This is a genomic window from Streptomyces violens (genome assembly GCF_000717745.1).
GTDB lineage: Bacteria > Actinomycetota > Actinomycetes > Streptomycetales > Streptomycetaceae > Streptomyces > Streptomyces violens.
On the sequence record NZ_JOBH01000015.1, the window covers coordinates 104,820 to 127,726 of the forward strand.

The 22,907-nt window shown below is 72.3% G+C and carries 20 protein-coding genes; 9 read left to right on the forward strand and 11 right to left on the reverse strand.

Going from position 1 to position 22,907, the window contains the following annotated elements; translation table 11 throughout:
- The first annotated feature begins 2 nt into the window (after positions 1-2).
- The 4 genes from IF04_RS0127105 to IF04_RS0127120 are packed head-to-tail and all read left to right on the forward strand — an operon-like array spanning position 3 to position 4,705.
- On the forward strand, positions 3-1,505 hold the full coding sequence (locus tag IF04_RS0127105; RefSeq protein WP_030263364.1) for an FGGY-family carbohydrate kinase: 1,503 nt from the start codon (positions 3-5) through the stop codon (positions 1,503-1,505).
- A 1-nt stretch (position 1,506) separates the two neighbouring features.
- Positions 1,507-3,015 carry an FGGY-family carbohydrate kinase gene (locus tag IF04_RS0127110; RefSeq protein ID WP_030263367.1) on the forward strand — a complete coding sequence of 503 codons (1,509 nt, stop codon included), beginning with the start codon at positions 1,507-1,509 and terminating at the stop codon, positions 3,013-3,015.
- Complete coding sequence (locus IF04_RS0127115; RefSeq protein WP_030263370.1) at positions 3,012-3,638, forward strand: histidine phosphatase family protein; 627 nt, start codon at positions 3,012-3,014, stop codon at positions 3,636-3,638. The genes IF04_RS0127110 and IF04_RS0127115 overlap by 4 nt, the downstream gene beginning before the upstream one ends.
- Positions 3,639-3,664: 26 nt before the next feature.
- On the forward strand, positions 3,665-4,705 hold the full coding sequence (locus IF04_RS0127120) for a 2-hydroxyacid dehydrogenase (protein WP_030263372.1): 1,041 nt from the start codon (positions 3,665-3,667) through the stop codon (positions 4,703-4,705).
- Positions 4,706-4,742: 37 nt separating this feature from the next.
- Here the strand turns inward: IF04_RS0127120 and IF04_RS38435 are convergent, their stop codons facing one another.
- Genes IF04_RS38435 through IF04_RS38885 form a run of 4 tightly spaced genes read right to left on the reverse strand, consistent with a single transcriptional unit; the run spans position 4,743 to position 7,439 of the window.
- A complete protein-coding gene (locus IF04_RS38435) occupies positions 4,743-5,255 on the reverse strand; it encodes a lasso peptide biosynthesis protein (protein WP_030263374.1) in 513 nt (170 codons plus the stop codon).
- Positions 5,252-5,527, reverse strand: a complete 276-nt coding sequence (locus tag IF04_RS38440; protein ID WP_030263376.1) for a PqqD family protein — start codon at positions 5,525-5,527, stop codon at positions 5,252-5,254. Before IF04_RS38440 ends, IF04_RS38435 begins: the two co-directional genes overlap by 4 nt.
- Positions 5,518-7,269 (reverse strand): asparagine synthase-related protein, encoded by a 1,752-nt coding sequence (locus IF04_RS0127135; protein ID WP_030263378.1) that lies wholly within the window; start codon positions 7,267-7,269, stop codon positions 5,518-5,520. Before IF04_RS0127135 ends, IF04_RS38440 begins: the two co-directional genes overlap by 10 nt.
- Positions 7,270-7,325: 56 nt before the next feature.
- The gene (locus IF04_RS38885; RefSeq protein WP_157847714.1) at positions 7,326-7,439 is read right to left on the reverse strand and encodes a lasso RiPP family leader peptide-containing protein; all 114 of its coding nucleotides are present in this window, start codon (positions 7,437-7,439) and stop codon (positions 7,326-7,328) included.
- Between the two features lie 99 nt (positions 7,440-7,538).
- Here IF04_RS38885 and IF04_RS0127145 point away from each other — a divergent pair, with 99 nt between their 5' ends.
- Both IF04_RS0127145 and IF04_RS0127150 read left to right on the forward strand, forming a co-directional pair.
- The gene (locus IF04_RS0127145; protein ID WP_051831603.1) at positions 7,539-8,558 is read left to right on the forward strand and encodes an ABC transporter ATP-binding protein; all 1,020 of its coding nucleotides are present in this window, start codon (positions 7,539-7,541) and stop codon (positions 8,556-8,558) included.
- Positions 8,555-9,385, forward strand: a complete 831-nt coding sequence (locus IF04_RS0127150; protein ID WP_078600856.1) for an ABC transporter permease — start codon at positions 8,555-8,557, stop codon at positions 9,383-9,385. Before IF04_RS0127145 ends, IF04_RS0127150 begins: the two co-directional genes overlap by 4 nt.
- A 69-nt stretch (positions 9,386-9,454) precedes the next feature.
- Here IF04_RS0127150 and IF04_RS0127155 read toward each other — a convergent pair whose 3' ends face one another.
- On the reverse strand, positions 9,455-9,775 hold the full coding sequence (locus IF04_RS0127155; RefSeq protein WP_051831604.1) for a chaplin family protein: 321 nt from the start codon (positions 9,773-9,775) through the stop codon (positions 9,455-9,457).
- Between the two features lie 311 nt (positions 9,776-10,086).
- On the opposite strand from IF04_RS0127155, the gene IF04_RS0127160 reads away from it, so the two are divergent.
- Together IF04_RS0127160 and glxA are read left to right on the forward strand one after the other, a co-directional pair.
- A complete protein-coding gene (locus tag IF04_RS0127160; protein WP_078600858.1) occupies positions 10,087-12,516 on the forward strand; it encodes a glycosyltransferase family 2 protein in 2,430 nt (809 codons plus the stop codon).
- Between the two features lie 43 nt (positions 12,517-12,559).
- Positions 12,560-14,488, forward strand: coding sequence for a radical copper oxidase GlxA (glxA, locus tag IF04_RS0127170; RefSeq protein WP_030263392.1), 1,929 nt, complete (start codon positions 12,560-12,562; stop codon positions 14,486-14,488).
- Here glxA and IF04_RS0127175 read toward each other — a convergent pair.
- From IF04_RS0127175 to glyA, 6 genes are all read right to left on the reverse strand, one after another.
- Positions 14,436-15,647 carry a glycoside hydrolase family 6 protein gene (locus IF04_RS0127175; RefSeq protein ID WP_063829530.1) on the reverse strand — a complete coding sequence of 404 codons (1,212 nt, stop codon included), beginning with the start codon at positions 15,645-15,647 and terminating at the stop codon, positions 14,436-14,438. The two genes, glxA and IF04_RS0127175, sit on opposite strands and share 53 nt — an antisense overlap.
- 157 nt (positions 15,648-15,804) lie before the next feature.
- The gene (locus IF04_RS0127180; RefSeq protein WP_030263398.1) at positions 15,805-16,434 is read right to left on the reverse strand and encodes a sarcosine oxidase subunit gamma; all 630 of its coding nucleotides are present in this window, start codon (positions 16,432-16,434) and stop codon (positions 15,805-15,807) included.
- The gene (locus tag IF04_RS0127185; RefSeq protein WP_030263400.1) at positions 16,427-19,318 is read right to left on the reverse strand and encodes a sarcosine oxidase subunit alpha family protein; all 2,892 of its coding nucleotides are present in this window, start codon (positions 19,316-19,318) and stop codon (positions 16,427-16,429) included. The genes IF04_RS0127180 and IF04_RS0127185 overlap by 8 nt, the downstream gene beginning before the upstream one ends.
- Positions 19,315-19,611, reverse strand: coding sequence for a sarcosine oxidase subunit delta (locus tag IF04_RS0127190; RefSeq protein WP_030263402.1), 297 nt, complete (start codon positions 19,609-19,611; stop codon positions 19,315-19,317). The genes IF04_RS0127185 and IF04_RS0127190 overlap by 4 nt, the downstream gene beginning before the upstream one ends.
- Positions 19,612-19,623: 12 nt before the next feature.
- Positions 19,624-20,844, reverse strand: coding sequence for a sarcosine oxidase subunit beta family protein (locus IF04_RS0127195; protein ID WP_030263405.1), 1,221 nt, complete (start codon positions 20,842-20,844; stop codon positions 19,624-19,626).
- Complete coding sequence (glyA, locus tag IF04_RS0127200) at positions 20,841-22,139, reverse strand: serine hydroxymethyltransferase (protein WP_030263407.1); 1,299 nt, start codon at positions 22,137-22,139, stop codon at positions 20,841-20,843. Before glyA ends, IF04_RS0127195 begins: the two co-directional genes overlap by 4 nt.
- A gap of 94 nt (positions 22,140-22,233) precedes the next feature.
- Between glyA and IF04_RS0127205 the strand changes: the two genes are divergently transcribed.
- Positions 22,234-22,905, forward strand: coding sequence for a GntR family transcriptional regulator (locus IF04_RS0127205; RefSeq protein ID WP_051831605.1), 672 nt, complete (start codon positions 22,234-22,236; stop codon positions 22,903-22,905).
- Positions 22,906-22,907 lie beyond the last annotated feature (2 nt).

Below are 22,907 nucleotides of genomic sequence, written 5' to 3' on the forward strand. Positions count from 1 at the left end.
GCATGTCCGTACTCTCCATCGACGTCGGCACCTCGCTGATCAAGTCCGTGGTCTATGACGACCAGGGTCACGAGGTCGCCGTCGCCCGGCGCGCCACCGTCGTCGACCGCCCCCACCCGGGCTGGGCCGAGCAGGACATGGACGCGGTGTGGGACGCGGTGGTGCACACCGTGCGGGAGGCGCTGGCCGCGGTACAGGACCGGGGTGCGGAGCCGGTGTGGCTGGTCACCTTCACGGCACAGGGCGACGGCTGCTGGCTGGTCGACGAGCACGGCCGGCCCACCGGCCCGGCCGTGCTGTGGTCCGACGGGCGGGCCGCCGACACGGTCACCGAGTGGGGCCACTCCGGCGTCCTTGCGGAGGCGTTCCGGCGCAACGGCTCGCTGACCTTCGCGGGCCTGCCGAACGCGATCCTCACCTGGTTCGCGCGCCACGACCCGCAGCGCCTCGCCCGCTCCGACGCCGCCCTCACCGCCGCCGGCTGGCTCTTCCTCCTGCTCACCGGCGAGCGGGTGGTCGACGAGTCGGACGCCTCGGCCCCCTTCCTGGACCACGCCACCGGCGCGTACGACCAGCAGGTCATCGACCTCTTCGGGCTGCGCGGGGCCGAGCGGCTGCTGCCCGATGTCGTCGGCGACGACCGGCGCATCGCGGAGATCACCGGGGCTGCCGCCACCGAACTCGGCGTCCCCGCCGGGCTGCCCGTCGTCATGGCCCCGTACGACATCGCCGCCACGGCGCGCGGTATCGGCGTGGTCAACCCCGGCCAGGCGTGCGCGATCCTCGGCACCACGCTGTGCGCGGAGGTCGTCCGCACGGCCGTCGACACCACCGGCGAGCCGAGCGGCATCCACATCGCCTACCGGGGCCGCGAGCGCGTCCTGCGGGCCTTCCCCACGCTCTCCGGTACCGAGGTACTGAACTGGACCGCCGGGGTGCTGGGTCTGTCCGGAGCCGAGGAGCTGTGCGCCGAGGCGTTCCGTTCCGTGCCCGGCGCACACGGGCTCGCCTTCCTCCCGTACCTCTCCCCCGCCGGCGAACGCGCCCCCTTCCTCGACCCGCGTGCCCGCGGCACCTTCTGGGGCCTGAGCCTGGAGCACACCCGGGCCGACATCGCCCGCGGCGTGCTGGAAGGGCTCTCGCTCACCCTGCGCGACGCGCTCACCGCCTCCCGTACGGAGGTCAGCGAGCTGCGGCTGTGCGGTGGCGGCGCGCGGAGCGACGCGTGGTGCGGGCTGATCGCGGACGTCACGGGCGTGCCCACCACCCGCTCCACCGACACCGAACTGGGCGCGAAGGGCGCGTTCCTCACCGGTCTCGTCCTCACCGGCGCCGAGTCGAGCATGCACCGCGCCGCCGACAAGTACGTCCATATGGGCCCCGCTTGGGAGCCCGACCCCGAGCGCGCCGCGCTCTACACCGAGCGGTACGCCGCCTTCCTCTCCTGGCGCGACCTGGCCCGCGAGGCCGGCTGGCAGCCGGGCACCCCGAAGGAGGCGATCTGAGATGGCCCGCCACCCCGACCCCGTACGGCTCGGCCTCGACCTGGGCACCCAGAGCGCCCGCGCCGTCGCCGTGGACGCCGGCGGCCGGGTGCTCGCCGCCGCCTCCCGGCCGCTGCACAGCAGCCGTACCGGCGAGCGCCACGAGCAGGACCCGGAGGAGTGGTGGCACGCGCTGGCCGCTGCCTGCCGCGAAGCCCTCGCGGACATCGATCCCGCACGAGTGACGGCGCTCGCCCTCGACGGCACGTCCGGCACGATCCTGCTGGCCGACGCTCAGGGCACCCCGCTCACCCCGGGCCTGATGTACGACGACGGGCGGGCCGCCGCGCAGGCCGTACGGGTCAACGAGGCCGGCCCCGCGGTATGGGAGGAGCTGGGCTACCGCACCATGCAGCCCTCGTGGGCGCTGCCGAAGCTGGTGTGGCTGCTGGAGCACTCGGCGGCCGCCACGGCGCCCGGCACCCGGCTGCTGCACCAGGTCGACCTGGTCACCTGGCGGCTGGCGGGCCATCAGGTCGCGAGCGACGCCAGCCACGCCCTCAAGACGGGCTATCACCTGCTCGCGGAGGGCTGGCCGGAGAAGGAGCTCGCGGCGCTCGGCGTGCCCGGCGCGCTGCTGCCGGAGGTGGTACGCCCCGGCACCGTGCTCGGTACGGTGTGCGCCGACGCGGCGCGCGCCACCGGCATTCCCGAGGGCGTGGAGATCGTCGCGGGCATGACGGACGGCTGCGCCGCGCAGATCGGGGCCGGTGCACTCGCGCCCGGCGCGTGGAACTCCGTACTCGGCACGACGCTCGTCCTCAAGGGCGTCAGCACGCGCCTGGTCCGTGACCCCGGCGGCCTCGTCTACTGCCACCGCGGCCCCGGCGACACCTGGCTGCCCGGTGCCGCGTCCAGCAGCGGCGCGGGGGCGCTGACCCGCGAGTTCCCCGGCGCCGACCTGGCGGACCTGACCGAGCGGGCCACCCGCGTCGGACGGTCCGCGGCGGGCCGGGGGCACGACCCCGTCGCGTACCCCCTCGCCGGCTCCGGCGGCGAGCGCTTCCCCTTCCGCGCGCCGGACGCCCGCCCGTTCGTGCTGGGCGATCCGGCCGACGAGGCGGAGCGCTTCCACGCCCATCTGCTCGGCGTCGCCTGCCTCGAACGGCTCTGCTTCGACTACCTCGGCCACCTCGGCGCCCCCGTCGACGGCCCGCTCACCCTCACCGGCGGCGGCACCCGCAACGCGTACTGGAACCAGCTGCGCGCCGATGTCCTCGGCCGGACCGTGACCCTGCCCGAACAGGCCGAGGGAGCCCTCGGCATGGCCGTGCTCGCGGCCACCGCCGACGGCACCCCGCTCACCGAGGCCGCCGCCGCGATGGTCCGCGTCCGCACCGCACACCACCCCGACCCCGAGCGCACCGCCCGCTTCCTCCCCGCCTACGCGGCATTCGTGGCAGCGCTGAACGACCGCGGTTGGCCGGCCCCCGAAGTGGCCGAGCACGCCGTCAGAAAGGCCCAGCAGTGACCGACTTCCTCCTGGTACGCCACGGCGAGACCGTCTGGCACGCGGAGAACCGCTACGCCGGACGCACCGATGTCGCCCTCACCGAACGGGGCCACGCGCAGGCCGCGGAGCTCGCGGCGTGGGCCGCCGGGGCCGGCATCGACGCGGTGGTCTGCTCCCCGCTCTCCCGCGCCCGGCTCACCGCAGAGCCGGCCGCGCGCGCCCTCGGCCTCGCGCCGCGCATCGACGAACGTCTCCTGGAGGTCGACTTCGGCCGCGGCGACGGGCTCACGCGTACGGAGATGCGCGAGGTGTTCCCCGAACGGCTCGACGCGTTCCTCCGCGACCCCGTCGTCCATCATCTGCCCGGCGGCGAGGATCCCGAGGAGGCCGCGGCGCGGGCCGCGGACTGCCTCGCCGACCTGGCCCGCGAGCTGCCCGACGGCCGCGTCCTGGTCGTCGCCCACTCCACCCTCGTCCGGCTGCTGCTCTGCCGCGTGCTCGGCATCCCCCTCGGTACGTACCGCACGGTCTTCCCCGCGCTGGACAACGGCGCCCTCACCGAGCTGCGCCTCAAGGGCGGCCGGGCGTCCCTGCTCCGGCTGAACGCGCCCTGTGCCCTGTCCCCTTCCGGCACCCACTGACCCGCACCCACGGAGATACGAACGACATGCCCACCACTGTCCTGGCCGCAGGCGACCACTTCGTCCTGCCCCGTCTGCTCACCGAACAGGTCGACGCCGCGACCGGCGGCGCCGCCGAGATCCGCGAACTGCTGCTGCCCTGGCCGCACACCCCGTTCGGTCCGGTCGCCGAGGTGCGGGAGGCGTCCGGCACCGAGGACGAGATGATCGAGGCGCTGCAGGGCGCCCGCGTCTGCGTCACCCAACTGGCCCCGCTCACCGAGCGCATCCTCGCGCACTGCCCGGATCTGGAGCTCTTCTGCGCCAGCCGCGGCGGCCCGGTCAACGCCAACCTCGAAGCGGCCACCCGGCACGGCGTCGCCGTCTGCTACGCGCCCGGCCGCAACGCCGTCGCCACCGCCGAGCACACTCTGGCGCTGATCCTCGCCGCGGCGCGCGGCCTCGGCGACGTCCACACCGACCTGCGGCGCGGCATCTGGCGCGGGGACTACTTCGACTACGACAACTGCGGCATCGAGATCGACGGCGCCACCGTCGGCCTGGTCGGCTTCGGCGCCGTCGGCAGCCGGGTCGCCAAGGTACTGCTCGCGCTGGGCGCGACGGTGCTGGTCCACGACCCGTACGCCGACCCCGAGCGGCTCGCGGGGATCGCCGAGCAGGTGTCCCTGGAGGAGCTGCTCACCCGCTCCCGCATCGTCTCCCTGCACGCACGGGTCACCGAGGAGACCACCGGCATGATCGGCCGGAAGCAGCTCGACCTGCTGCCCGAGGGGGCCGTACTGGTCAACTGCGCCCGCGGCGCGCTGCTCGACTACGACGCCGCGTGCGACGCGCTCGCCTCCGGCAGGCTCGCCGCCGCCGGCTTCGACGTCTTCCCCGAGGAGCCGGTCCCCGCCGGCTCGCCCCTGCTGACGGCCCCCGGCGTCGTCCTCACCCCGCACATCGCGGGCGGCAGCCAGGGCGTCGCCCACAAGGCGGCCCGGATCGTGGCGGGCGAGGTGGGCCGCTTCCTGCGCGGCGAGCCCCTGGCCCACTGCGCCAACCCGGAGGTGCTGCGGCAGCACTGAGCGCCGGTGCCTGACGCAACGTCAGCGAAGGTCCGGGTCACGGCCCGCCCGGTGACAGCGCGGCGCACCGGACCCGCTGGAGTACGGTGTGGCCGCTCTGCACGCCCGGGATGTCGTTGAGCACCTGGCCGTGCAGTTCGGTCCAGGAGTGGAAGCCGAAGCGCGCGCCGATCGACGACCGCTGCCGGGCGATGACGGTCTCGGCCGGGAGCCCGAGCGCCGACAGGTAGACGGCGAGGGCGAACGACCGGGCCAGGCACAGCGCGTCGGGCTCGGCCAGCCGTACGACGAGCTGGCAGCGCGGCAGTTCGCGGCGGGCGACGCGGACCGCCGTGTCGCCCGGGAGGCGGCGGTGGGCGCGCGGGGCGGCCCGCGCGTCCCGCAGGCAGGACTGTGCGGCTCCCCAGCCGTGCCGGCGCAGGGTCCGCAGCGCCCGTGCCGTGCGCACGGCGGCGGTCAGCCGGGCCCGCCGGGACGTACCGGGCACGGGCCCATCGGCGTCGGCGCCCCACAGCAGGAAGGCCCAGTCCCGGGTCGCCCGGTGGTTCACGGTGCCGTGCCCGTGGGCTCGATGAGGCGGCTCTCCGCGAGTTGGGCGGCGAGCGACCTGATGCCCTCGTGGAGTTCGCTCTCGCCGGCGTCGATGCCCTCCGCGAGGTGGCGCACGGCTTCGTCGGCCGTGTCGAAGCGGAGGGCTGCCTGGAGCATGAGGGTGGCGGTGGGGTTCAGTTCGAAGTAGACGCCCTCGGCGGTGTCCATGAGGACGCCCGTGCCGTCGGCGGCGTCGAAGACGGTCTGTTCGGCAAGACGGATCAGCGGCATCGGAGGTCCCCTGTCGGCTCGGTCCGGTCGGCCAGGTCGCGCAGGAACAGCTCGACCATGGCCGTGCACAGCAGGCTTTCGGCGTTGTGGCGCAGCGCGCGGGGGTCGGCGAGGACGGCCGCGAGGCGTCCCGGGTCGACGACACCGAGGGCGGTCAGCCGCGCGTCGGGGCCGCCCAGTACGTCGGCGAGGGCGTCCGGGTGGCGCAGGCACCATGTCTCGTCCGGGGAGCCGAGCCAGTCCCGCCCGTAGTGGCGCCAGACGCAGGAGGGGACGCGGCGGGCCGCGGCCAGCCGCAGCACGGGTTTGTCGATGGTGCGCCCGGCGTACGGGACGACCCGGTAGGCGTTCGGCAGCCGGGCCGCCAGCCGGCGCGGCCGTCTGCCGCCCCACGGCTTGGCGCAGTGCAGGCCGTACGGGCGCCAGACAGTGAGGTTGAGGGTGTGTTCCTGCGCTGCCGAGTCCGGGTCGTACGGCAGGGCGGCGGCGCCGGGGACGGTGGCGAGGAAGTCGCTCGCGCGCGCGGTCTCGGCACTCGCTTCGGGGTCCTCGTAGAGGGAGCGGCCGGGGTGGAGGCTGCGGAGGATGCGACTCAGCTCCCATCGTGAACTGAGCAGCCCGTTGACCATTGCCGCGCGTTCCCGCCAGGGCGCGTCGGCGACGGCGACGTCGTACAGGCCGTACCGCAGCGGGCCGAAGACGACGTCCCCGTCCAGGCCGGAGAGGACCGTGCGCACGCCGTCCGCCGCGATCCGGCGGGCCGTCAGTTCCAGGCGGCGGAACCAGACGTGGTTGAAGGGCAGCGGGAAGTCCCGCGCGTCGGGGAAGTAGGAGGCGTCCTGGTCCGGCGGGTCCACCGTCACCAGCGGGACCGACAGGCGCCGGCACACCTCGCGGGCCCGCGGGGACTCGTCGGCGAGCGGGTCGGTGCTGCGCATGTGGTACGCGACGACATCGGCGCCGTGGTCGGTGAGCGCGGCGAGCACGGTGGCGGAGTCCACGCCTCCGGAGAGCAGCACGCCGATGCGGCCGGCGGCCGCGTAGGGCCGCGTCTCGGCGAGCAGCGACTCGTAGGCGAGGTCGGCGTACTGTCGCAGTGTCGTACGGCGGGGCAGCGGCAGCGGGGTGATCCGCTCGTAGGTCTCGGTGCGCGTGGACCAGCCGTCCAGGACGGCGAGCCGGCCGGGGAGCAGCCGTTCGAGGCCGGGGTAGACGAAGACGTCCTCACCCCGGCAGGCGCGCCACAGCGTCTCCCGGTCGAACTCCGGTGGGCCGTCGAGCAGCTCGCGCGGGTCGCTCGACCACTGGGTCCGTCCGTTCGCCGCGCGGAAGAAGAGCTGCTCGGCGCTGCACACGCCGCGGAAGAGGATGACGCGCCGCGCTGTCGCGAGCGCACCGGAGAGTTCCGCGGGCAGCTCCCGGAGTGCGGCGTGGCGACCGCGTACCACCTCGCGGACCAGCCGCTGCGCACGGGCCGCGGCGAGCGGCCTGCCCAACGGGCCCGCCAGCAGCAGGAAGACGCCGGGGACCGGCTCTCGTACGGAGGCCGGCGCAGGGGCCGTGCCGGCCGGCAGCCACTGGTGGACGTGGCTGCCCGGTGGCGGGTGCGCGGGGCGGGCGTCGAACGGTACGCAGCCTTGCTCGATCGTGTGCATGCCCACGGCGATCCGCCCGGAGCAGCCGGGGAACTCGGTGAAGTACTCGGTGAAGTCCTGCCCCGCTTCGTCGTCTCCGCCCACCATCACACCACCTCATGGGCCGGAGGCGGAGCGATGCTCCGCCTCCGGGCAACGGACGGTCAGAGGATGTTGCCGTGTCCGAGCAGATCGGGAACGCCGTTACGCAGCTGTCCGGTCAGCTCTTCGACCCGTCCCATGCGGACGACCGTCGGAGGGGTGTACGGCAGGCGCATCGTCGTCACCTTCTTTCTGCACTCGTGTTGGCGCCCATCAGACAGGACGCGCCGTATAAGGTGATTTTTCACCTTTGTTTCTATGCTGCGGGGTGAAAGGTGCCGCGTCAAAAGGAAGCCTCCGACAGCGCCGGGGACCGGGCCGGCCACACCGGGCGGTACGCGATCTGCGCCCATGGCCTGACCAAGCGTTATGCCGATGCCGAGGCGGTGTGCGGAGTGGACCTCCACGTGCGTCCCGGGGAGACCTTCGGATTCCTCGGGCCCAACGGCGCCGGCAAGACCACCACCATCGCGATGCTGTGCGCCCTGGCCCGCCCCACCTCCGGCCGGGCCGTGGTCGCCGGGGCCGACGTACGCACCCAGCAGCAGCAAGTACGGCGCGGCGTCGGCCTGCTGTTCCAGCAGAGCGCGGTCGACCCGGACCTCACCCTGGAACGCAACCTCTACCTGCACGCCCGCCTGTACGGCCTGCCCCGCGCGCGGTCCCGGGCGCGCAGCGCCGCACTGCTGGAACTGACCGGGCTGACCGAGCGCCGCCGGCACCGTGTGCGCACGCTCTCCGGCGGGCTGCGCCGCCGTCTGGAGATCGCCCGCGCCCTGCTGCACGAACCGGGCGTACTCTTCCTCGACGAGCCGACCGTCGGCCTCGATCCGCACTCCCGGGCCCAGGTCTGGGACCACCTGGCGCGGCTCCGCGCCCACCGGAACACCACTGTCTTCGTCACCACGCATTACCTGGACGAGGCCGAACACTGCGACCGCGTCGCCATCCTCGACCGCGGCCGCGTCGTCGCCGAGGGCACCCCGGCGGCCCTGAAGGCCGCGATCGGCGACGACCGCCTGCGTGTGCGCACCGGCGACGACGCCGCGGCGGCGGCCGCGCTGCGCGAGGACCTCGGCCTGCGGCCGGTCACCGCGCCCGAAGGGCTGACCGTGGCCGTGGCGGCGGGCCCCCGGCAGATCCCCCGGCTGTGTGCCGCGCTGGCCGCCCGCGGCGTCGCCGTACACGCCGTCTCCCTCACGGAACCGACCTTGGACGACGTCTTCTTCCACCACACCGGGCGGCGCATCACCCCTCCGGGTGCCCCCCTCGGCGGCGACGGGAACCGGCCGTGACGGCAGCGGTCGCCGCTCCGCCGGGCGCCCTGCTGCGCGAGCTGCGCGCCGTGCACGCCCTGGTCCTCCGCGACCTGCTGCGCATGTTCGGCCAGCCCCTGCAGACCGTCGTGATGCTGGCGCAGCCCCTGCTGTTCCTGGTGCTGCTCGGCGGCGGCCTGGCCGCCCTGGTCCCCGCGACGGCGGTCGGCGGCGACTACCGCACGTACCTCTTCCCCGGCGTCCTGGTGATGACCGTGCAGACCCCCGCGCTGACCGTCGGGATGCGTCTGATCACCGACCGGGAGAGCGGCTACCTCCGCGAGACGCTGATGGCCCCCGTACGCCGCTCCAGCCTGCTGTACGGGCACTGCCTGGGCGGTACCGCGGTGGCGAGCGCGCAGGGCGCGGTCCTGCTGGCCGCTGGATCCCTCGCGGGGCTGCCGTTCCACCCGCTGCTGCTGCTCTCGTTGCTGGCCACGCTGGCGCTCACGGCGTTCATGCTCACCGCCCTGACGGCGGCGCTGGCCATCGGCATCCGCGGCGTCGAGTCCTTCCACACCCTGCTCAGCCTGGCCCTGATGCCGCTGCTGTTCCTCTCCGGGGCGTTCTTCCCGCTGACCGCCCTGCCCGGCTGGCTCACCCAACTGGCCGCCGTCAACCCGTTGGCCTACGCCGTCGACGTGCTGCGCCGCAGCATCGAGGGGTACGTCCCGGGCACCCTCGCCACCACCGGCGTCCGCTGGGCGGGCCGGCAGCCCCCGGCCCTCCTCGAACTCCTCGTCCTGGCCCTGATGGGCGCGGGCGGACTGGCGTGGGCCGCCCGCCGCTTCGGCCGGCTGGAGTGAGCGGCCGGCCCGTCCCGTCCGGTGCCGGGCTGGGAACACCGGACGGGAGCGGGCGCGGACGGGCCGGTCTCAGCGCCCGTTGTTGTGGTGGTTGTTGTGGTGGTGGTTGTTGTTGTGGTGGTCGTTCTGCTGACCGGTGTTGCCGTTGACGCAGGTATTGCCGAAGGCCGGGTTCAGCAAGCCGATGATGTTGACGGTGTTGCCGCAGGCGTTGATCGGGATGCTGATCGGCACCTGGATCGCGTTGCCCGACACCACACCGGGGGAATTCGACGCCGCGGCGGCGGCACCGGCGCCACCGCCGTTCCCGCCGTTGTGGGCAGAAGCGGTCGTCGCCCCACCGAGGACGGCAGTGGCCGCGAGCGCCGTGAGAGCGGTGAGCTTCGCCATTCGTGACATGACAACTGGCCTTTCGTAAAGCGCGTGGGAGGCGGCCGTACTGCCGTCCCCCTTCCCCCTCTTGATCGGGATGAACGGGCCCAAAGTTGCGGAGATCGAAGATTTTCACCTGTTCGGGCGCACGGAAATTCAGAACTCGACGCCCACGCGGCCGACATCCCTGCCGCCATTCGGGCGCCCTGCGGGAACGGTCAACTCTCCGGCATACAGAAGGTTTGTTAGCTTAGCGTTTTAGTGGCCCGTTCGACCTATTAGCTACATATGTGACGAGGGGTAGCGTGGCGTTCTCGCGGAAAACTGCCATGGATCAGCACGGTGGCCACCCGTCGGTAGCGGTCACCAGTCGTCCAGAACAAGGGGAGGATGCGGAAACCGAGATTTCCTCTCCCGTTGACGACGCACCGTCCGTCCCTCGTTATGACTACGAGAAATTCAGCCGGCTGGCCGGTCCGCTCACTCCACCGCACCCCGATCCCGCGCATTACCGGGTGCAGTACCGATCCCTGCTGAGCAGCGGCTCGCACCGGGTGTGGACGGCCCTGCTGCTGATCGGGGCGCCCCTCGCCTCGCTCGCGCTGCTCATCTGGCTCCTGCAGCCCCCGCACTGGGTGCACCGCGAGGGCGTGGCGGGCTGGGAGACGGCCGCCGACCTGGTCATGCTCGTCTCCATCGGCCTGCTGGAGAGCTTCCGCGTCCTGAACGTCATCTCCATCGCGCACGCCACGCTCGTCGCCCGGGACCCCGTGCCGGTCACTCCCGCGTCCGGTACCCGGGTGGCGTTCCTGACCACCTTCGTCCCCGGCAAGGAGCCCGAGGAGATGGTCCGGGCCACGCTGGAGGGCGCCATCGCGCTCCGGCACGACGGCCCGCTGGACGTGTGGCTGCTGGACGAGGGAAACACCCCCGAGATGCGGCGGCTGTGCGAGGAACTGGGCGTGCGGCACTTCTCCCGCAAAGGCGAGGAGAAATGGAACCAGCCGTCCGGGCCGTTCCGTGCGAAGACCAAGCACGGCAACTACAACTCCTGGCTGGACGCGCACGGCGACGCGTATGAATTCATGGCGGGCGTCGACACCGACCATGTCCCGCTGCCCGCGTACCTCGAACGCATGATGGGCTTCTTCCAGGACCCCGATGTGGCCTTCGTCGTCGGGCCCCAGGTCTACGGGAATGACGACAGCGCGGTCGCCAGGGCGTCGGAGAGCCAGCAATTCCTCTTCCACGCGCTGATCCAGCGCGCCGGGAACGCCTATGGCTCGCCCATGTTCGTCGGCACCAACAACTGCGTCCGGATCAGCGCCCTGCGGCAGGCCGGCGGTTTCTACGACTCCATCACCGAGGACATGGCCACCGGGCTGGAGATCCACCGCCGGCACAACCCCGACACCGGCCGGCCCTGGCGTTCGGTCTACACCCCCGATGTACTGGCCGTGGGCGAGGGGCCGGCCACCTGGAGCGACTTCTTCAACCAGCAGCTCCGCTGGAGCCGCGGCACCTACGAAACGCTTTTCCGCCAGTTCGGGCGGGCCGCCTTCCGCCTCACCCCCGGTCAGGCGCTCAATTACGCGCTGATGGTGACCTACTATCCGATCTCCGCGGTGAACTGGATGATCGGCGCCCTCTCCTGCGCGCTGTTCCTCTGTCTCGGCTCCTCCGGCGTCCAGGTCGAGTCGCAGATGTGGATGATGCTGTACAGCGACGCCGCGGCCCTGCAGATCGGGCTGTACATGTGGAACCGGCGGCACAACGTCAGTCCGCACGAGCCGGAGGGCTCCTCGGGCGTCGCCGGCATGGCGATGTCCGCGATGTCCGCGCCGCTGTACGCCCGCTCCTTCACAGGCGCGGTCCTGCGGCGGAAGGCCGGCTTCATCGTCACGTCGAAGGGCGACGCGGCCGACCCGGATCGCCTGCGTACCTTCACCACCCATCTGCTGTGGGCCGGACTGTTCGCCACGACGCTGATCGCCTCGGTGTTCCTGAACAACACCCACGCGGCCATGCGCACCTGGGCCTCGATCGCGCTGGTCGTCTCTCTCGCCCCGCTGGTCGTCTGGCGCTGGACGGCGGCCCACGAACGACGCCGCGCGAAATGTCCGGCACAACGGGCGCAGCCGGCACAGCCGGAGCAGACAGCGCAGCGGGAGCAGCCGGCACAGCAGGAGCAGGCGGAAGTGCCGGAGCAGCCCACCGATCCCACGGCGCCCTCCTCCGACGACTTCCGGCGGCTGCTGCAGCACGCCCTCGACACGAAGGCCCCGTTCTCCTGGGTCACCGCCGACGCCGGCTACGGGCGGGACCGGCCGCTCCGCGACTGGATGGAGGAGTCCCGCATCCCGTACGTGCTGCCCGTCCGGGCCCACGACACGGTGCACACGGCCGACGGGGCCGACGCACGCGTGGACGCGCTGGTCACCACCCTGCCCGTGCAAGCGTGGAAAAGCGTGCCGGGCGGCGCCGACAACCAGCACGACCGGGACTGCGCCTGGGCGCGCGTCATGATCCGCCCGCCCCGGCAGGACGGGTTCGGGCGCTGGGTGCTGGCCCGGCGGACCGGCGGCGACCCGCACGGAATGGCGTACTACGTCTGCTGCGGGCCCTCGGCCGCACGGCTGAAGGACCTGGTCAAGGTGGCTTCGAGCCGGTGGGCGGTGGAGGAGTACCTGCAGCGCCCCGACACCGGCGACGGCCTGCCGTGCGTCGACGGAGCCGACCCGCCGCCCCCACCGGCCTGACCGGCTCTGCCCGCCCTCGTCCCACCGTCAGGAGGCTCGCACCGTGCGATACCGACCCAGTCCCCGTACCCGCAAGGTGGCGGTCGGGGCCGTCGCCCTGAGCGCGGTCGGCGCGATGAACGCGCCGGCCGTCATCGGCTATGCCGAGCACAAGTACCACGACTACAAGATCAACCAGCCGTCGTACAAGGCGCGGTACGGGCACTGGGACCTGGTGGACGTGCCGGAGCGCTTCCGGATCAACACCATCCACGCCGCGCTGCTGCACACCGGCAAGGTGCTGATGATCGCCGGGTCCGGCAACGACGAGAAGAACTTCGACGCCGGCACGTTCCAGAGCGTGTTGTGGGACCCGGTCAAGAACACCTTCAAGGAGATCGACACGCCGGAGGACATGTTCTGCGCCGGCCACGCCCAGCTGCCGGACGGCAAGCTGCTGGTGGCGGGCGGCACCCGCCGGTACGAGAAGCTCAAGGGCGACGTCACTCGGGCCGGCGGCCTGATGGTCGTGAAGAACGAGGACCCCGACAAGCCGAAGACCCTGCCCAAGGGCACCGTCTTCCGCAATCCGGACGGCCTGGAGTACCGCTCGCAGTTCCCGGTGGTGGTGCCGCGCGCCAAGAAGAAGGCCGCCCGTGACGGGAGCGGCAAGATGCGGGTCAGCGCGCGCGAGGCGCGGGTGTACGTCGAGGCCGTGCGGCGCGGCCGGGCCGGGGTGACGAACACGGCCGCGCAGTACAGCATCAAGGGGCTCAAGGGCGCGGACGCCCGTAACCACTACGGTCTGGCGACCAAGCTCGGCCTGGACAAGAAGGACTTCCAGGGCCTGAAGGACACGTACGAGTTCGACCCGGTCGCCGAGCGGTACCTCCGCGTCGACCCGATGAACGAGGCGCGCTGGTACCCGACGCTGGTCACCCTGAAGAGCGGCAAGGTCCTCTCGGTGTCCGGGCTCGACGACATGGGCGAGATCATCCCGGGCAAGAACGAGATCTACGACCCGAAGACCCGCAAGTGGTCCAAGGGGCCGCACCGCTACTTCCCGACCTACCCGGCGCTCTTCCTCACCGGCGACGGCAAGCTCTTCTACTCCGGCTCCAACGCCGGCTACGGCCCGGCCGACAAGGGCCGCACGCCCGGCATCTGGAACGTCAAGAAGAACACCTTCAAGCCGGTGCCCGGCCTGACGGACCCCGAACTGATCGAGACCTCCGCCTCCGTGCTGCTGCCGCCCGCCCAGAAGCAGCAGGTGATGGTCCTCGGCGGGGGCGGCGTCGGCGAGTCACCGAAGTCCACAGCCCGCACCGCGCTGGTGGACCTCACCAAGAAGGACCCGGAGTACCGTCCCGGGCCCGACCTCACCGAGGGCACCCGCTACCTGAACGCGGTGCTCACACCGGACGACAAGGTGTTCACCAGCGGCGGGTCCGGCGACTACCGCGGCAAGGGCGCCAGCGACAACCACAAGGCCCAGATCTTCGACCCGCGGACGCGCGCGTTCACCAAGGCGGCGGACCCGGCCGTGGGCCGCAACTACCACTCCGAGGCGCTGCTGCTGCCCGACGGGCGGATCGCGGTCTTCGGTTCCGACCCGCTGTTCTCGGACCGCGCGAACACCAAGGGCGGGGAGTTCGAGAAGCGCATCGAGGTCTACACGCCGCCGTACCGCTACGACCGCGCGCGGCCCGCGGCGGCGCACGGCCCGACCGAGGTGAAGCGGGGGAAGACCACCCGCTTCACCGTGGCCGGCGCCGGGAAGGTGAAGACCGCCCGGCTGATGCGGCCCAGCGCCGTCACCCATGTCACCGATGTGGAGCAGCGGTCGGTGGCGCTGGACTTCGAGCGCCGCGGCAGCACGCTGTCGGTGCGCGTGCCCAAGAGCCATTCGCTGGTGCCGCGGGGCTGGTACATGCTCTTCCTCACTGACTCGCGGGGGACTCCGTCGCAGGCGAAGTGGGTGCATGTGAAGTAGTGACCGGCGAGGCGGTCGGGGACGGAGTTGTGGCCGATGGAGACGGCGACGCGGCGGCCGGAGACGGTGACTCGGCCGCCGGGGAGGGCGCTGCGGCGGCCTGGGACGGCGACGCGGTGCCGGCCGGTGTCGCGGACTCCTCCTGGGCGGCCTCCTCCTGACCCGGCAGGTTTTCCCTGGCGGCACTGGCGAGCCGCAGCGCGTAGTCGGTCCACCACTGGCCTGCCGGGGGGCCGCCGCGGCAGGTGCCGTCCGACTCGCCGGGCCGCTTGATCCACAGGTAGGCGTCCACGAGCGGGTGGCCGGTACGGGTGGTGGGGGGCGTGCCGAGCGCGCGGTCGGGCGGGTTGCACCAGTGCTCCGCGCCGGTCTCCTCGTCCTGGGTGTCCGGGGGCGGGCCGTTGCCGTTGCGGCTGGTGTCGATGACGTAGTGCACGCCGCCGAGGGCCTTGGAGACCTTGTCGCCGTACTCCTCGCTCGCCTTGGTGGTCTGGAAGTTGGAGACGTTGAGCGCGAAGCCGTCCGCGCGTTTGACGCCCGCCGACACCAGGTACTTGGCGAGCGCGTCGGTGTCCTTGATCCAGGAGGCGTTGCCCGCGTCCACGTAGACCGAGGCACCGGGGCGTGCCTTGAGTGTCCGGACCGCATCGTTCAGCAGCGCCAGGCGGTCGTTGCGGGTGCGGTCGCGGCAGCCGGCGACGGTGTGCGGCACCGCGTCCGGCTCCAGTACGACGACCGCCTTGCGGTTGCCCAGTCCCTTGGCCAGCCGGGCGACCCAGTCGCGGTAGGCGCGGTCGCTGCCGGCGCCGCCCGCCGAGTAGTGGCCGCAGTCCCGCTGCGGGATGTTGTAGGCGACGAAGATCGGGACGCGGCTGTCGCCCGCCGCCTGCTCGGTGATGCGCGCCACGCGGGGTGCGGGGTTCTCCTCGGTGAGCCAGACGGCCACGGGCTGGTCGGCGATCCGGCGCAGCAGGGTCGCCTCCGGCTCCCGTCCCCGTTCGGTCAGTACGCGGGCCTTCCGGGCGCCCGGGGTGTCCGGGTCGACCCAGAAGCCGCTCGGCTTCCCTTCGGGGGCCGCGGCCCAGCACGCGGCGGTCAGCATCCCGAGCAGCGGCAGTACGCCCAGGGCCACGCCCGCCCGGTTATTGAGCCGGCTCATAAGCCGTCTGCCCAGTCATGAGTTCCCTTTCCTTCGGTCATGCCATGTCACACCTTTCCAGAATGACATGGTATGACCGAATTTCAGGGCATTTCGTGCTATTTACTGCCCGGCTGGCTGTCCGGCTGTGGCAGTACCGCGAAGGAGTGGTGTGCCGTCAGGTCACCTCCGGCCGGGCGTACTCGCCCATCGCGTCGATCAGCCAGCGCGCCAGATAGTCGGCGAAGGAGGAGCGCGGGAGGAGACGGTAGGTGTCCTCGGCGGTCCGCCAGAGAATCACCGGGACCGGGCCGAGCTGGGTGCTGACGGCCTCTCCGGGGGTGAAGACACGCGGGTGCAGGTCGAGCGGGCAGCCCTTGTCCAGGACGTCGCGGGCCGCGGGGCCGCGCAGCTCCAGGACCGTGCGGTTGGCCGACACGTCGACGACCGAGCCGGGCTCGCCGGCCAGCGCCTCGTGGAGTTCGGCGGTGAGCGGGGCCGTGCCGGGCGGCGCGACCACCAGCCACTCGTCCGGGCCGAGCCACAGCGTGGTGCGCGGCCCGGCCGGCGCGGTCTCCCCGCAGCGCGCGGGCAGCGCCGCGCCGAGGCACTTCTCGATCCGCGCGGCGGCGGCCGAGCCCGGCTCGACGCGCAGGCTCAGCATCGTGGTGTACGGCCACTCGCTCACCGAGACGCCGCGCGGGCCGGTGACCGTGGCGTCGCGGAGCCGGTCGGCGAGGTGGGCGAGCGGGCTGCGGCGGAGCGCCGCGGGGCCCGGGGCGGTGTCGGTGACGGTCGGCTCAGCCATCGCGCTTGGTCCCTTCGGGGTCGTAGAGGACGGGTCCGGAGACCTCGACGGGTACGAGGTCGTCGCCGACGACGGCGAGCAGGGTCTCGCCGATCCGGTCGCGCCCCGACTTGACCAGCGCCAGGCCGAACGGGCGGCCGAGCGCCGGGCTGTAGTAGGCGGAGGTGACATGACCGAGCATCGGCACGGGCCCGGCCTCGGGGGTGACGGGCACGCCCTGGTCGATGAGTTGGGTGCCTTCGGGGAGCCGCGTGGTGCGGTCGGTGGGGAGCACGCCCACCAGGTGCTTGCGGTCGGCGCGGGTGGTGTCGGCCCGGGCGAAGGAGCGCTTGCCGACGAAGTCCTTCAGCTTGGAGACCACCCAGGACATTCCGGCGTCCTGCGGGGTGACCGTGCCGTCGGTGTCCTGGCCGACGATAATGAAGCCCTTTTCGGCCCGCAGCACGTGCATGGTCTCGGTGCCGTACGGCGTGATGCCGTACGGGCGGCCCGCCTCGTACACCTCGTCCCAGACGGCCCGGCCGTACCAGGACGAGACGTTGATCTCGAAGGCCAGCTCGCCGGAGAAGGAGATCCGGCAGACCCGCGCCGGCACGCCGGAGGCGAGGGTGGTCTCGCGGAAGGTCATGAAGGGGAACGCGTCGTTGGAGACGTCCAGGTCCGGGGCGACCCGGGCGATCACCTCGCGCGACTTCGGGCCGACGACGGCGACCGTGGTCCACTGCTCGGTGACCGAGGTGCACTTCACGTCCAGCTCGGGCCACTCGGTCTGCAGCCACTCCTCCAGCCAGTCCAGCACGGTCGCGGCGTTGCCGGTCGTCGTGGTCATGAAGTAGCGGTCGTCGGCGACGCGCAGGGTCACTCCGTCGTCGAAGATCATGCCGTCGGGCTTGCACATCACGCCGTAGCGCGCGAAGCCGGGCTTCAGCTTCTTGAAGCCGTTGGTGTAGATGCGGTTGAGGAATTCACCGGCGTCCGAGCCCCAGATCTCGATCTTGCCGAGGGTGGAGGCGTCCATGAAGGCGACACCCTCGCGGGCCGCCCGGCATTCCCGCTGCACCGCGGCGTCCATGTCCTCGCCGGGCTGCGGGTAGTACCACGGCCGCTTCCACTGCCCGACGTCCTCGAACTCGGCGCCGTGCTCGACGTGCCAGTCATGGACGGCCGTGCGGCGCTCGGGGTCGAAGAGCTCGCCGCGCTCGCGCCCGGCGAGCGCCGCGAAGGAGACGGGCGTGTACGGGGCACGGTAGGTCGTCGTCCCGATGGCACCGGGCGAGACGGGCGCGTCCCCCTCCTTCAGCAACTCCCCGATGACGCCGATGGCGTTGACGCCGGAGGTCTTGCCCTGGTCGTTGGCGGTGCCGAGTGAGGTGTACCGCTTGACGTGTTCGGCGCCGCGCATCCCGGCGCCGGTGGAGCGCCGCACGTCGGCGACGGTCACATCGCGCTGGAGGTCGACGAAGTGGGTGTCCCAGGCGCCGGGGTCGTCGCCCTCGCCGGGGACGAGCCAGAGGGGGCGTACGGGCGACGGGGGTTCCGGGGTGCGCGCGGCCGGGACATCGGCCGCGCAGCCGGCGTCCGCGGCGGCCTGCGCCCCGGCCCTGGCGCCGTCCGCGACGCAGCCGGCCAGGTCGTACGTGCCGCACACCGCACCGGCGTGCCACTGGCCCTGCACCGGCTCCGTCGGTATGAAGCCCGCCAGAGCGTCGTCCCAGCGCAGCTTCCCCTGCCGCTGGCTGTGCAGGTGCACGACCGGGCTCCAGCCGCCGGAGACCGCGAGCAGGTCGCAGTCGAAGGACCGGGCGGGGCCCGTCAGTTGCCCGTCCTCGTCCAGGGCGCGCACGGTGACGCCGGTCAGCCGCGGGTCCCCCGCGGTGCCGGTGACCGTGCTGCCGGTCAGCACCTCGACCCCGGTGGACGTGGCGAACTCCCCTGCCCGGTCCGAGAGTTCGGTACGGGAGTCGACGACGGTCGCGACCTCGATGCCGGCCGCGCAGAGGTCGGCCGCCGTCTCGTACGCGCTGTCGTTGGTGGTGGTGACGACGACGCGCGCGCCGGGCGCCACGGCGTACCGGTTGAGGTACGTCCGGACGGCGGAGGCGAGCATGACACCGGGGCGGTCGTTGTCCGCGAAGACCAGCGGCCGTTCGTGGGCGCCGGTGGCCAGCACGATCTGTGCCGCCCTGATGTGCCACAGCCGCTGCCGCGAGACGCCCTCGGGCGCATCGGCGCCGAGGTGGTCGGTGCGGCGCTGCACGGCGAGGACGTAGTTGTCGTCGTACGAGCCGAAGGCGGTCGTACGGGAGAGGACGACGGTCTCGGGCGCCGCGTCGAGCGCGGCCCGGGTCTCCTGTACCCAGGCGAGCGCGTCCCGGCCGCCGACCGTCTCGCCGCGTCCGGAGAGCAACGAGCCGCCGCATTCGGGCTGTTCATCGAGGAGGATCACTCGGGCGCCGGTGGCCGAGGCGGTGGCGGCGGCCGCGAGACCGGCCGGGCCCGCGCCGATGACCAGCACGTCGGTGTGTACGTACTTCTTGTCGTACACGGCGGGATCGGGGGTGGGGTCCAGCCGGCCCTGGCCGGAGAGGGTGGTGGCGGACAGTCCGTCGTACAGCTCCACGGTGGTGGCCGGGAGCATGCCTTCCGAGCAGGGCCCGGCGAGCTGAAGGAGCGCGTTGGGCTCCTCGACGCCGGCGGCGGTGATGCCGCGGGGGCGGCCGCGGTAGATCGACGGTGCGACCTCCATGGCGCCCGCCGCGAGCAGCGCTGAGGCGACCGTGTCGCCCGGGTGGCCGGTCAGTTCGCGCCCGTCGACGGTGAAGCGGAGCGGGGTGGTGCGGTCGATGCGGCCTCTGAACGGGAGGCGGCGGTGCTGGTCGGTCATCGGTTCCCTCCCTCGGACAGGACGTCGGGGCGCGGCTCGTCGAGCCGGTAAGTGGCCAGCACCTGGTAGGTGGCGGTGTCGCGGACGGCGTTGAACCAGCGGCGGCAGCCGGTGGCGTGCATCCACCGCTCGGCGAACGGGCCCTTGGGGTTGTCGCGGTAGAAGACGTACTCGGCCCACTGCCGGTCGTCGAGCGCGTGCGGATCGGCGGGGAACGGGACGTGGGCCTGGCCCCCGTAGTGGAATTCGGTCTCGTCGCGGGGACCGCACCATGGGCAATTGAGTCGGAGCACCGTGCCGTCCTCTCAGTGGGCCACGGCAGCGGCGCCGTGTTCGTCGATCAGGGCGCCCGTGACGAAGCGGTCCAGGGCGAAGGGGGCGTTGAGGGGGTGCGGGGCGCCGGTGGCGATGGTGTGCGCGAAGGTCCAGCCGGCCGCCGGGGTGGCCTTGAAACCGCCGGTCCCCCAGCCGCAGTTGACGTACATGTTCTCCACGGGCGTGGTGCCGATGATCGGCGAGGCGTCCGGCGTGACATCGACGATGCCGCCCCACGTGCGCAGCACATGGGCGCGCGCGAAGACCGGGAACAGCTCCACCGCCGCGGCCATCTGCTCCTCGATGACGTGGAACGCGCCGCGCTGCCCGTACCCGTTGTACGAGTCGACGCCCGCGCCCATCACCAGCTCGCCCTTGTGCGCCTGCGAGACGTACACATGCACGTGGTTGGACATCACGACGGTCGGGTGCACCGGCTCGTGCAGCTCGGAGACGAGCGCCTGGAGCGGGTGCGACTGCACGGGCAGCCGGAAGCCGGCCTTCTCGGCGAGGACGCTGCTGTGGCCCGAGCTCGCGAGGCCGACCCGGCCGGCGTTGATGCGCCCGCGGGTGGTCTCCACGCCGACGACCCGGTCGCCGTCCTTCACGAAGCCGGTGACCTCGCAGTGCTGGATGATGTCGACGCCCATCTCGTCGGCGCGGCGGGCCAGCGCCCAGGCGACGTGGTCGTGCTTGGCGATGCCGGCCCGGGGCTGGTAGGTGCCGCCGAGTACGGGATAGCGGGTGTCGGTGGAGACGTTGAGGATCGGACAGACCTCGGCGACCTGCTGCGGGTCCAGCCACTCCGCGTCCACGCCGTTGAGCTTGTTTGCACCGACGCGGCGGACGCCTTCCCGTACGTCCTGGAGGGTGTGCGCGAGGTTGAGGACGCCGCGCTGGCTGAACAGGAAGTCGTAGTCCAGCTCTTCGGGCAGCCCCTCCCACAGCTTCAGGGCGTGCTCGTAGATCCCCGCGCTCTCGTCCCAGAGGTAGTTGGAGCGGATGATCGTGGTGTTGCGGGCCATGTTGCCACCCGCCAGCCAGCCCTTCTCCAGGACGGCGACGTTGGTGATGCCGTGGACCTTGGCGAGGTAGTAGGCGGTGGCCAGGCCGTGTCCGCCGCCGCCGACGATCACGACGTCGTAGGAGGAGCGGGGTTCGGGGTTGCGCCAGAGGTGGTCGGGGTGCTCGGGCAACGGCGTCGTGCTCATACGGTGGCTCCGTTCAGGCCCGGGTACAGCGGGAACTTGTCGGTGAGCGCGGTGACGCGGGCGCGCAGCGCGGTGGCGCGCTCGTCATCGGGCTCGTCCTTCAGCGTCTGCGCGATAATGTCGGCGACCTCGCGGAACTCCTCGGTCCCGAAGCCGCGGGTGGCGAGCGCCGGGGTGCCGATGCGCAGGCCGGAGGAGACCATCGGGGGGCGGGGGTCGAAGGGGACGGCGTTGCGGTTGACGGTGATGCCGATGCGGTGCAGCCGGTCCTCGCCCTGCTGTCCGTCCAGGGCGGAGGCGCGCAGGTCGACGAGGACGAGGTGGACCTCCGTACCGCCGGTGAGCACGGAGACGCCGGTCTCGGCGACGTCGTCGGCGAGCAGCCGCCCGGCGAGGATGCGCGCGCCCTCCAGGGTGCGTCGCTGCCGCTCCTTGAACTCCTCGGAGGCGGCGACCTTGAAGGCCACGGCCTTGGCGGCGATCACATGCTCCAGCGGGCCGCCCTGCTGACCGGGGAAGACGGCCGAGTTGATCTTCTTGGCGAGCTCCGCCTTGGAGAGGATCACACCGCCGCGCGGCCCGCCGAGCGTCTTGTGGGTGGTCGTGGTGACGACGTCGGCGTACGGCACGGGGCTGGGGTGCAGCCCGGTGGCGACCAGCCCGGCGAAGTGCGCCATGTCGACCATGAGGTACGCGCCGACCTCGTCCGCGATCCGGCGGAAGGCGGCGAAGTCGAGTTGGCGCGGATACGCCGACCAGCCCGCCACGATCATCTTCGGCCGGTGCTCACGGGCGAGTCGTGCGACCTCGTCCATGTCGATCCGCATGTCGTCCTTGCTGACGTGGTACGGGACGACGTTGTAGAGCTTGCCGGAGAAGTTGATGCGCATGCCGTGGGTGAGGTGCCCGCCGTGCGCGAGGTCCAGGCCGAGGATGGTGTCGCCCGGCTTGAGCAGCGCGAACATCGCGGCGGCGTTGGCCTGCGCGCCGGAGTGCGGCTGCACGTTGGCGGCCTCGGCGCCGAACAGTTCCTTGATCCGGTCGATCGCGATCTGCTCGACCACGTCGACGTGCTCGCAGCCCCCGTAGTAGCGGCGGCCGGGGTACCCCTCGGCGTACTTGTTGGTCAGGACCGAGCCCTGCGCCTCCATGACGGCGGCCGGCGCGAAGTTCTCCGACGCGATCATTTCCAGGGTCGACTGCTGACGGTGGAGCTCGGCACCGACGGCGGCCGCGACCTCGGGGTCGAGCGCGCCGAGCGGTGACGTGAGGGCGTTCGAAGCATTCGCTGCCATCTGCGCACTCCTAGAATCCAGCTGAAGAGCAACTGATATATCATGCTGTGCGGTAAGGTATGTGAGTCCGGAGAACAGGTCAAGAGGTGGCTTGATGAGCGGTCCGAAGTCCAGGTCAGAGGAGCGGCAAGAGGAGCTGTCGCTCGCCGAGCAGGCGTACCGCGCCATCCGCGACCGACTGATCATGCTGGACATCCGCCCCGGCGCGCCGATCAACGAGGACCAGCTCTCCCAGTCCCTCGGCTTCGGCCGCACCCCGGTGCGCGAGGCGCTCAAACGCCTCCAGTACGAGCGGCTGATCGCCACCTTCCCCCGCCGCGGCACCTTCGCCACCGAGGTCAACATCACCGACCTCGCGCACATCTCCGAGGTCCGCCGGCAGCTGGAGCCGATGGCCGCGGCGCAGGCGGCCCGCCGCGCCACCGCCGCGGACCGCGCCCGGCTGACCGAGCTGCTGCGGGAGCTGGAGACCGCGGGCGAGCAGGGCCGCAGCCCCGACGACCTGATGCGCCTCGACCTCGCGGTGCACCGCGCGATCTACGCCGCCACGCACAACCCGTACCTGGAAGACACCCTCGTCGCCTACGACAACCTCGCCACCCGCGTGTGGTGTCTCTTCGTCGACCGCCTCCCCGGCATGGCGGGCCACATCGGCGAGCACGGCCCGCTGCTCCGCACCATCACGGCCGCCGACCCGGACAAGGCCGCCGAACTGGCCCGCAGCCACGTCGAGGGCTTCGAGCAGGCAATCCGCGAGGCGATCTGACC

What these genes read in the sequence shown, in the direction of transcription:
- IF04_RS0127105 (WP_030263364.1), top strand. Translation starts at nt 3, where the DNA reads ATGTCCGTACTCTCCATCGACGTCGGCACCTCGCTGATCAAGTCCGTG.
- IF04_RS0127110 (WP_030263367.1), top strand. Translation starts at nt 1,507, where the DNA reads ATGGCCCGCCACCCCGACCCCGTACGGCTCGGCCTCGACCTGGGCACC.
- IF04_RS0127120 (WP_030263372.1), top strand. Translation starts at nt 3,665, where the DNA reads ATGCCCACCACTGTCCTGGCCGCAGGCGACCACTTCGTCCTGCCCCGT.
- IF04_RS38440 (WP_030263376.1), bottom strand. Translation starts at nt 5,527, where the DNA reads ATGCCGCTGATCCGTCTTGCCGAACAGACCGTCTTCGACGCCGCCGAC.
- IF04_RS0127135 (WP_030263378.1), bottom strand. Translation starts at nt 7,269, where the DNA reads ATGGTGGGCGGAGACGACGAAGCGGGGCAGGACTTCACCGAGTACTTC.
- IF04_RS38885 (WP_157847714.1), bottom strand. Translation starts at nt 7,439, where the DNA reads ATGCGCCTGCCGTACACCCCTCCGACGGTCGTCCGCATGGGACGGGTC.
- IF04_RS0127155 (WP_051831604.1), bottom strand. Translation starts at nt 9,775, where the DNA reads ATGGCGAAGCTCACCGCTCTCACGGCGCTCGCGGCCACTGCCGTCCTC.
- IF04_RS0127160 (WP_078600858.1), top strand. Translation starts at nt 10,087, where the DNA reads ATGGATCAGCACGGTGGCCACCCGTCGGTAGCGGTCACCAGTCGTCCA.
- IF04_RS0127175 (WP_063829530.1), bottom strand. Translation starts at nt 15,647, where the DNA reads ATGAGCCGGCTCAATAACCGGGCGGGCGTGGCCCTGGGCGTACTGCCG.
- IF04_RS0127180 (WP_030263398.1), bottom strand. Translation starts at nt 16,434, where the DNA reads ATGGCTGAGCCGACCGTCACCGACACCGCCCCGGGCCCCGCGGCGCTC.
- IF04_RS0127185 (WP_030263400.1), bottom strand. Translation starts at nt 19,318, where the DNA reads ATGACCGACCAGCACCGCCGCCTCCCGTTCAGAGGCCGCATCGACCGC.
- IF04_RS0127195 (WP_030263405.1), bottom strand. Translation starts at nt 20,844, where the DNA reads ATGAGCACGACGCCGTTGCCCGAGCACCCCGACCACCTCTGGCGCAAC.
- glyA (WP_030263407.1), bottom strand. Translation starts at nt 22,139, where the DNA reads ATGGCAGCGAATGCTTCGAACGCCCTCACGTCACCGCTCGGCGCGCTC.
- IF04_RS0127205 (WP_051831605.1), top strand. Translation starts at nt 22,234, where the DNA reads ATGAGCGGTCCGAAGTCCAGGTCAGAGGAGCGGCAAGAGGAGCTGTCG.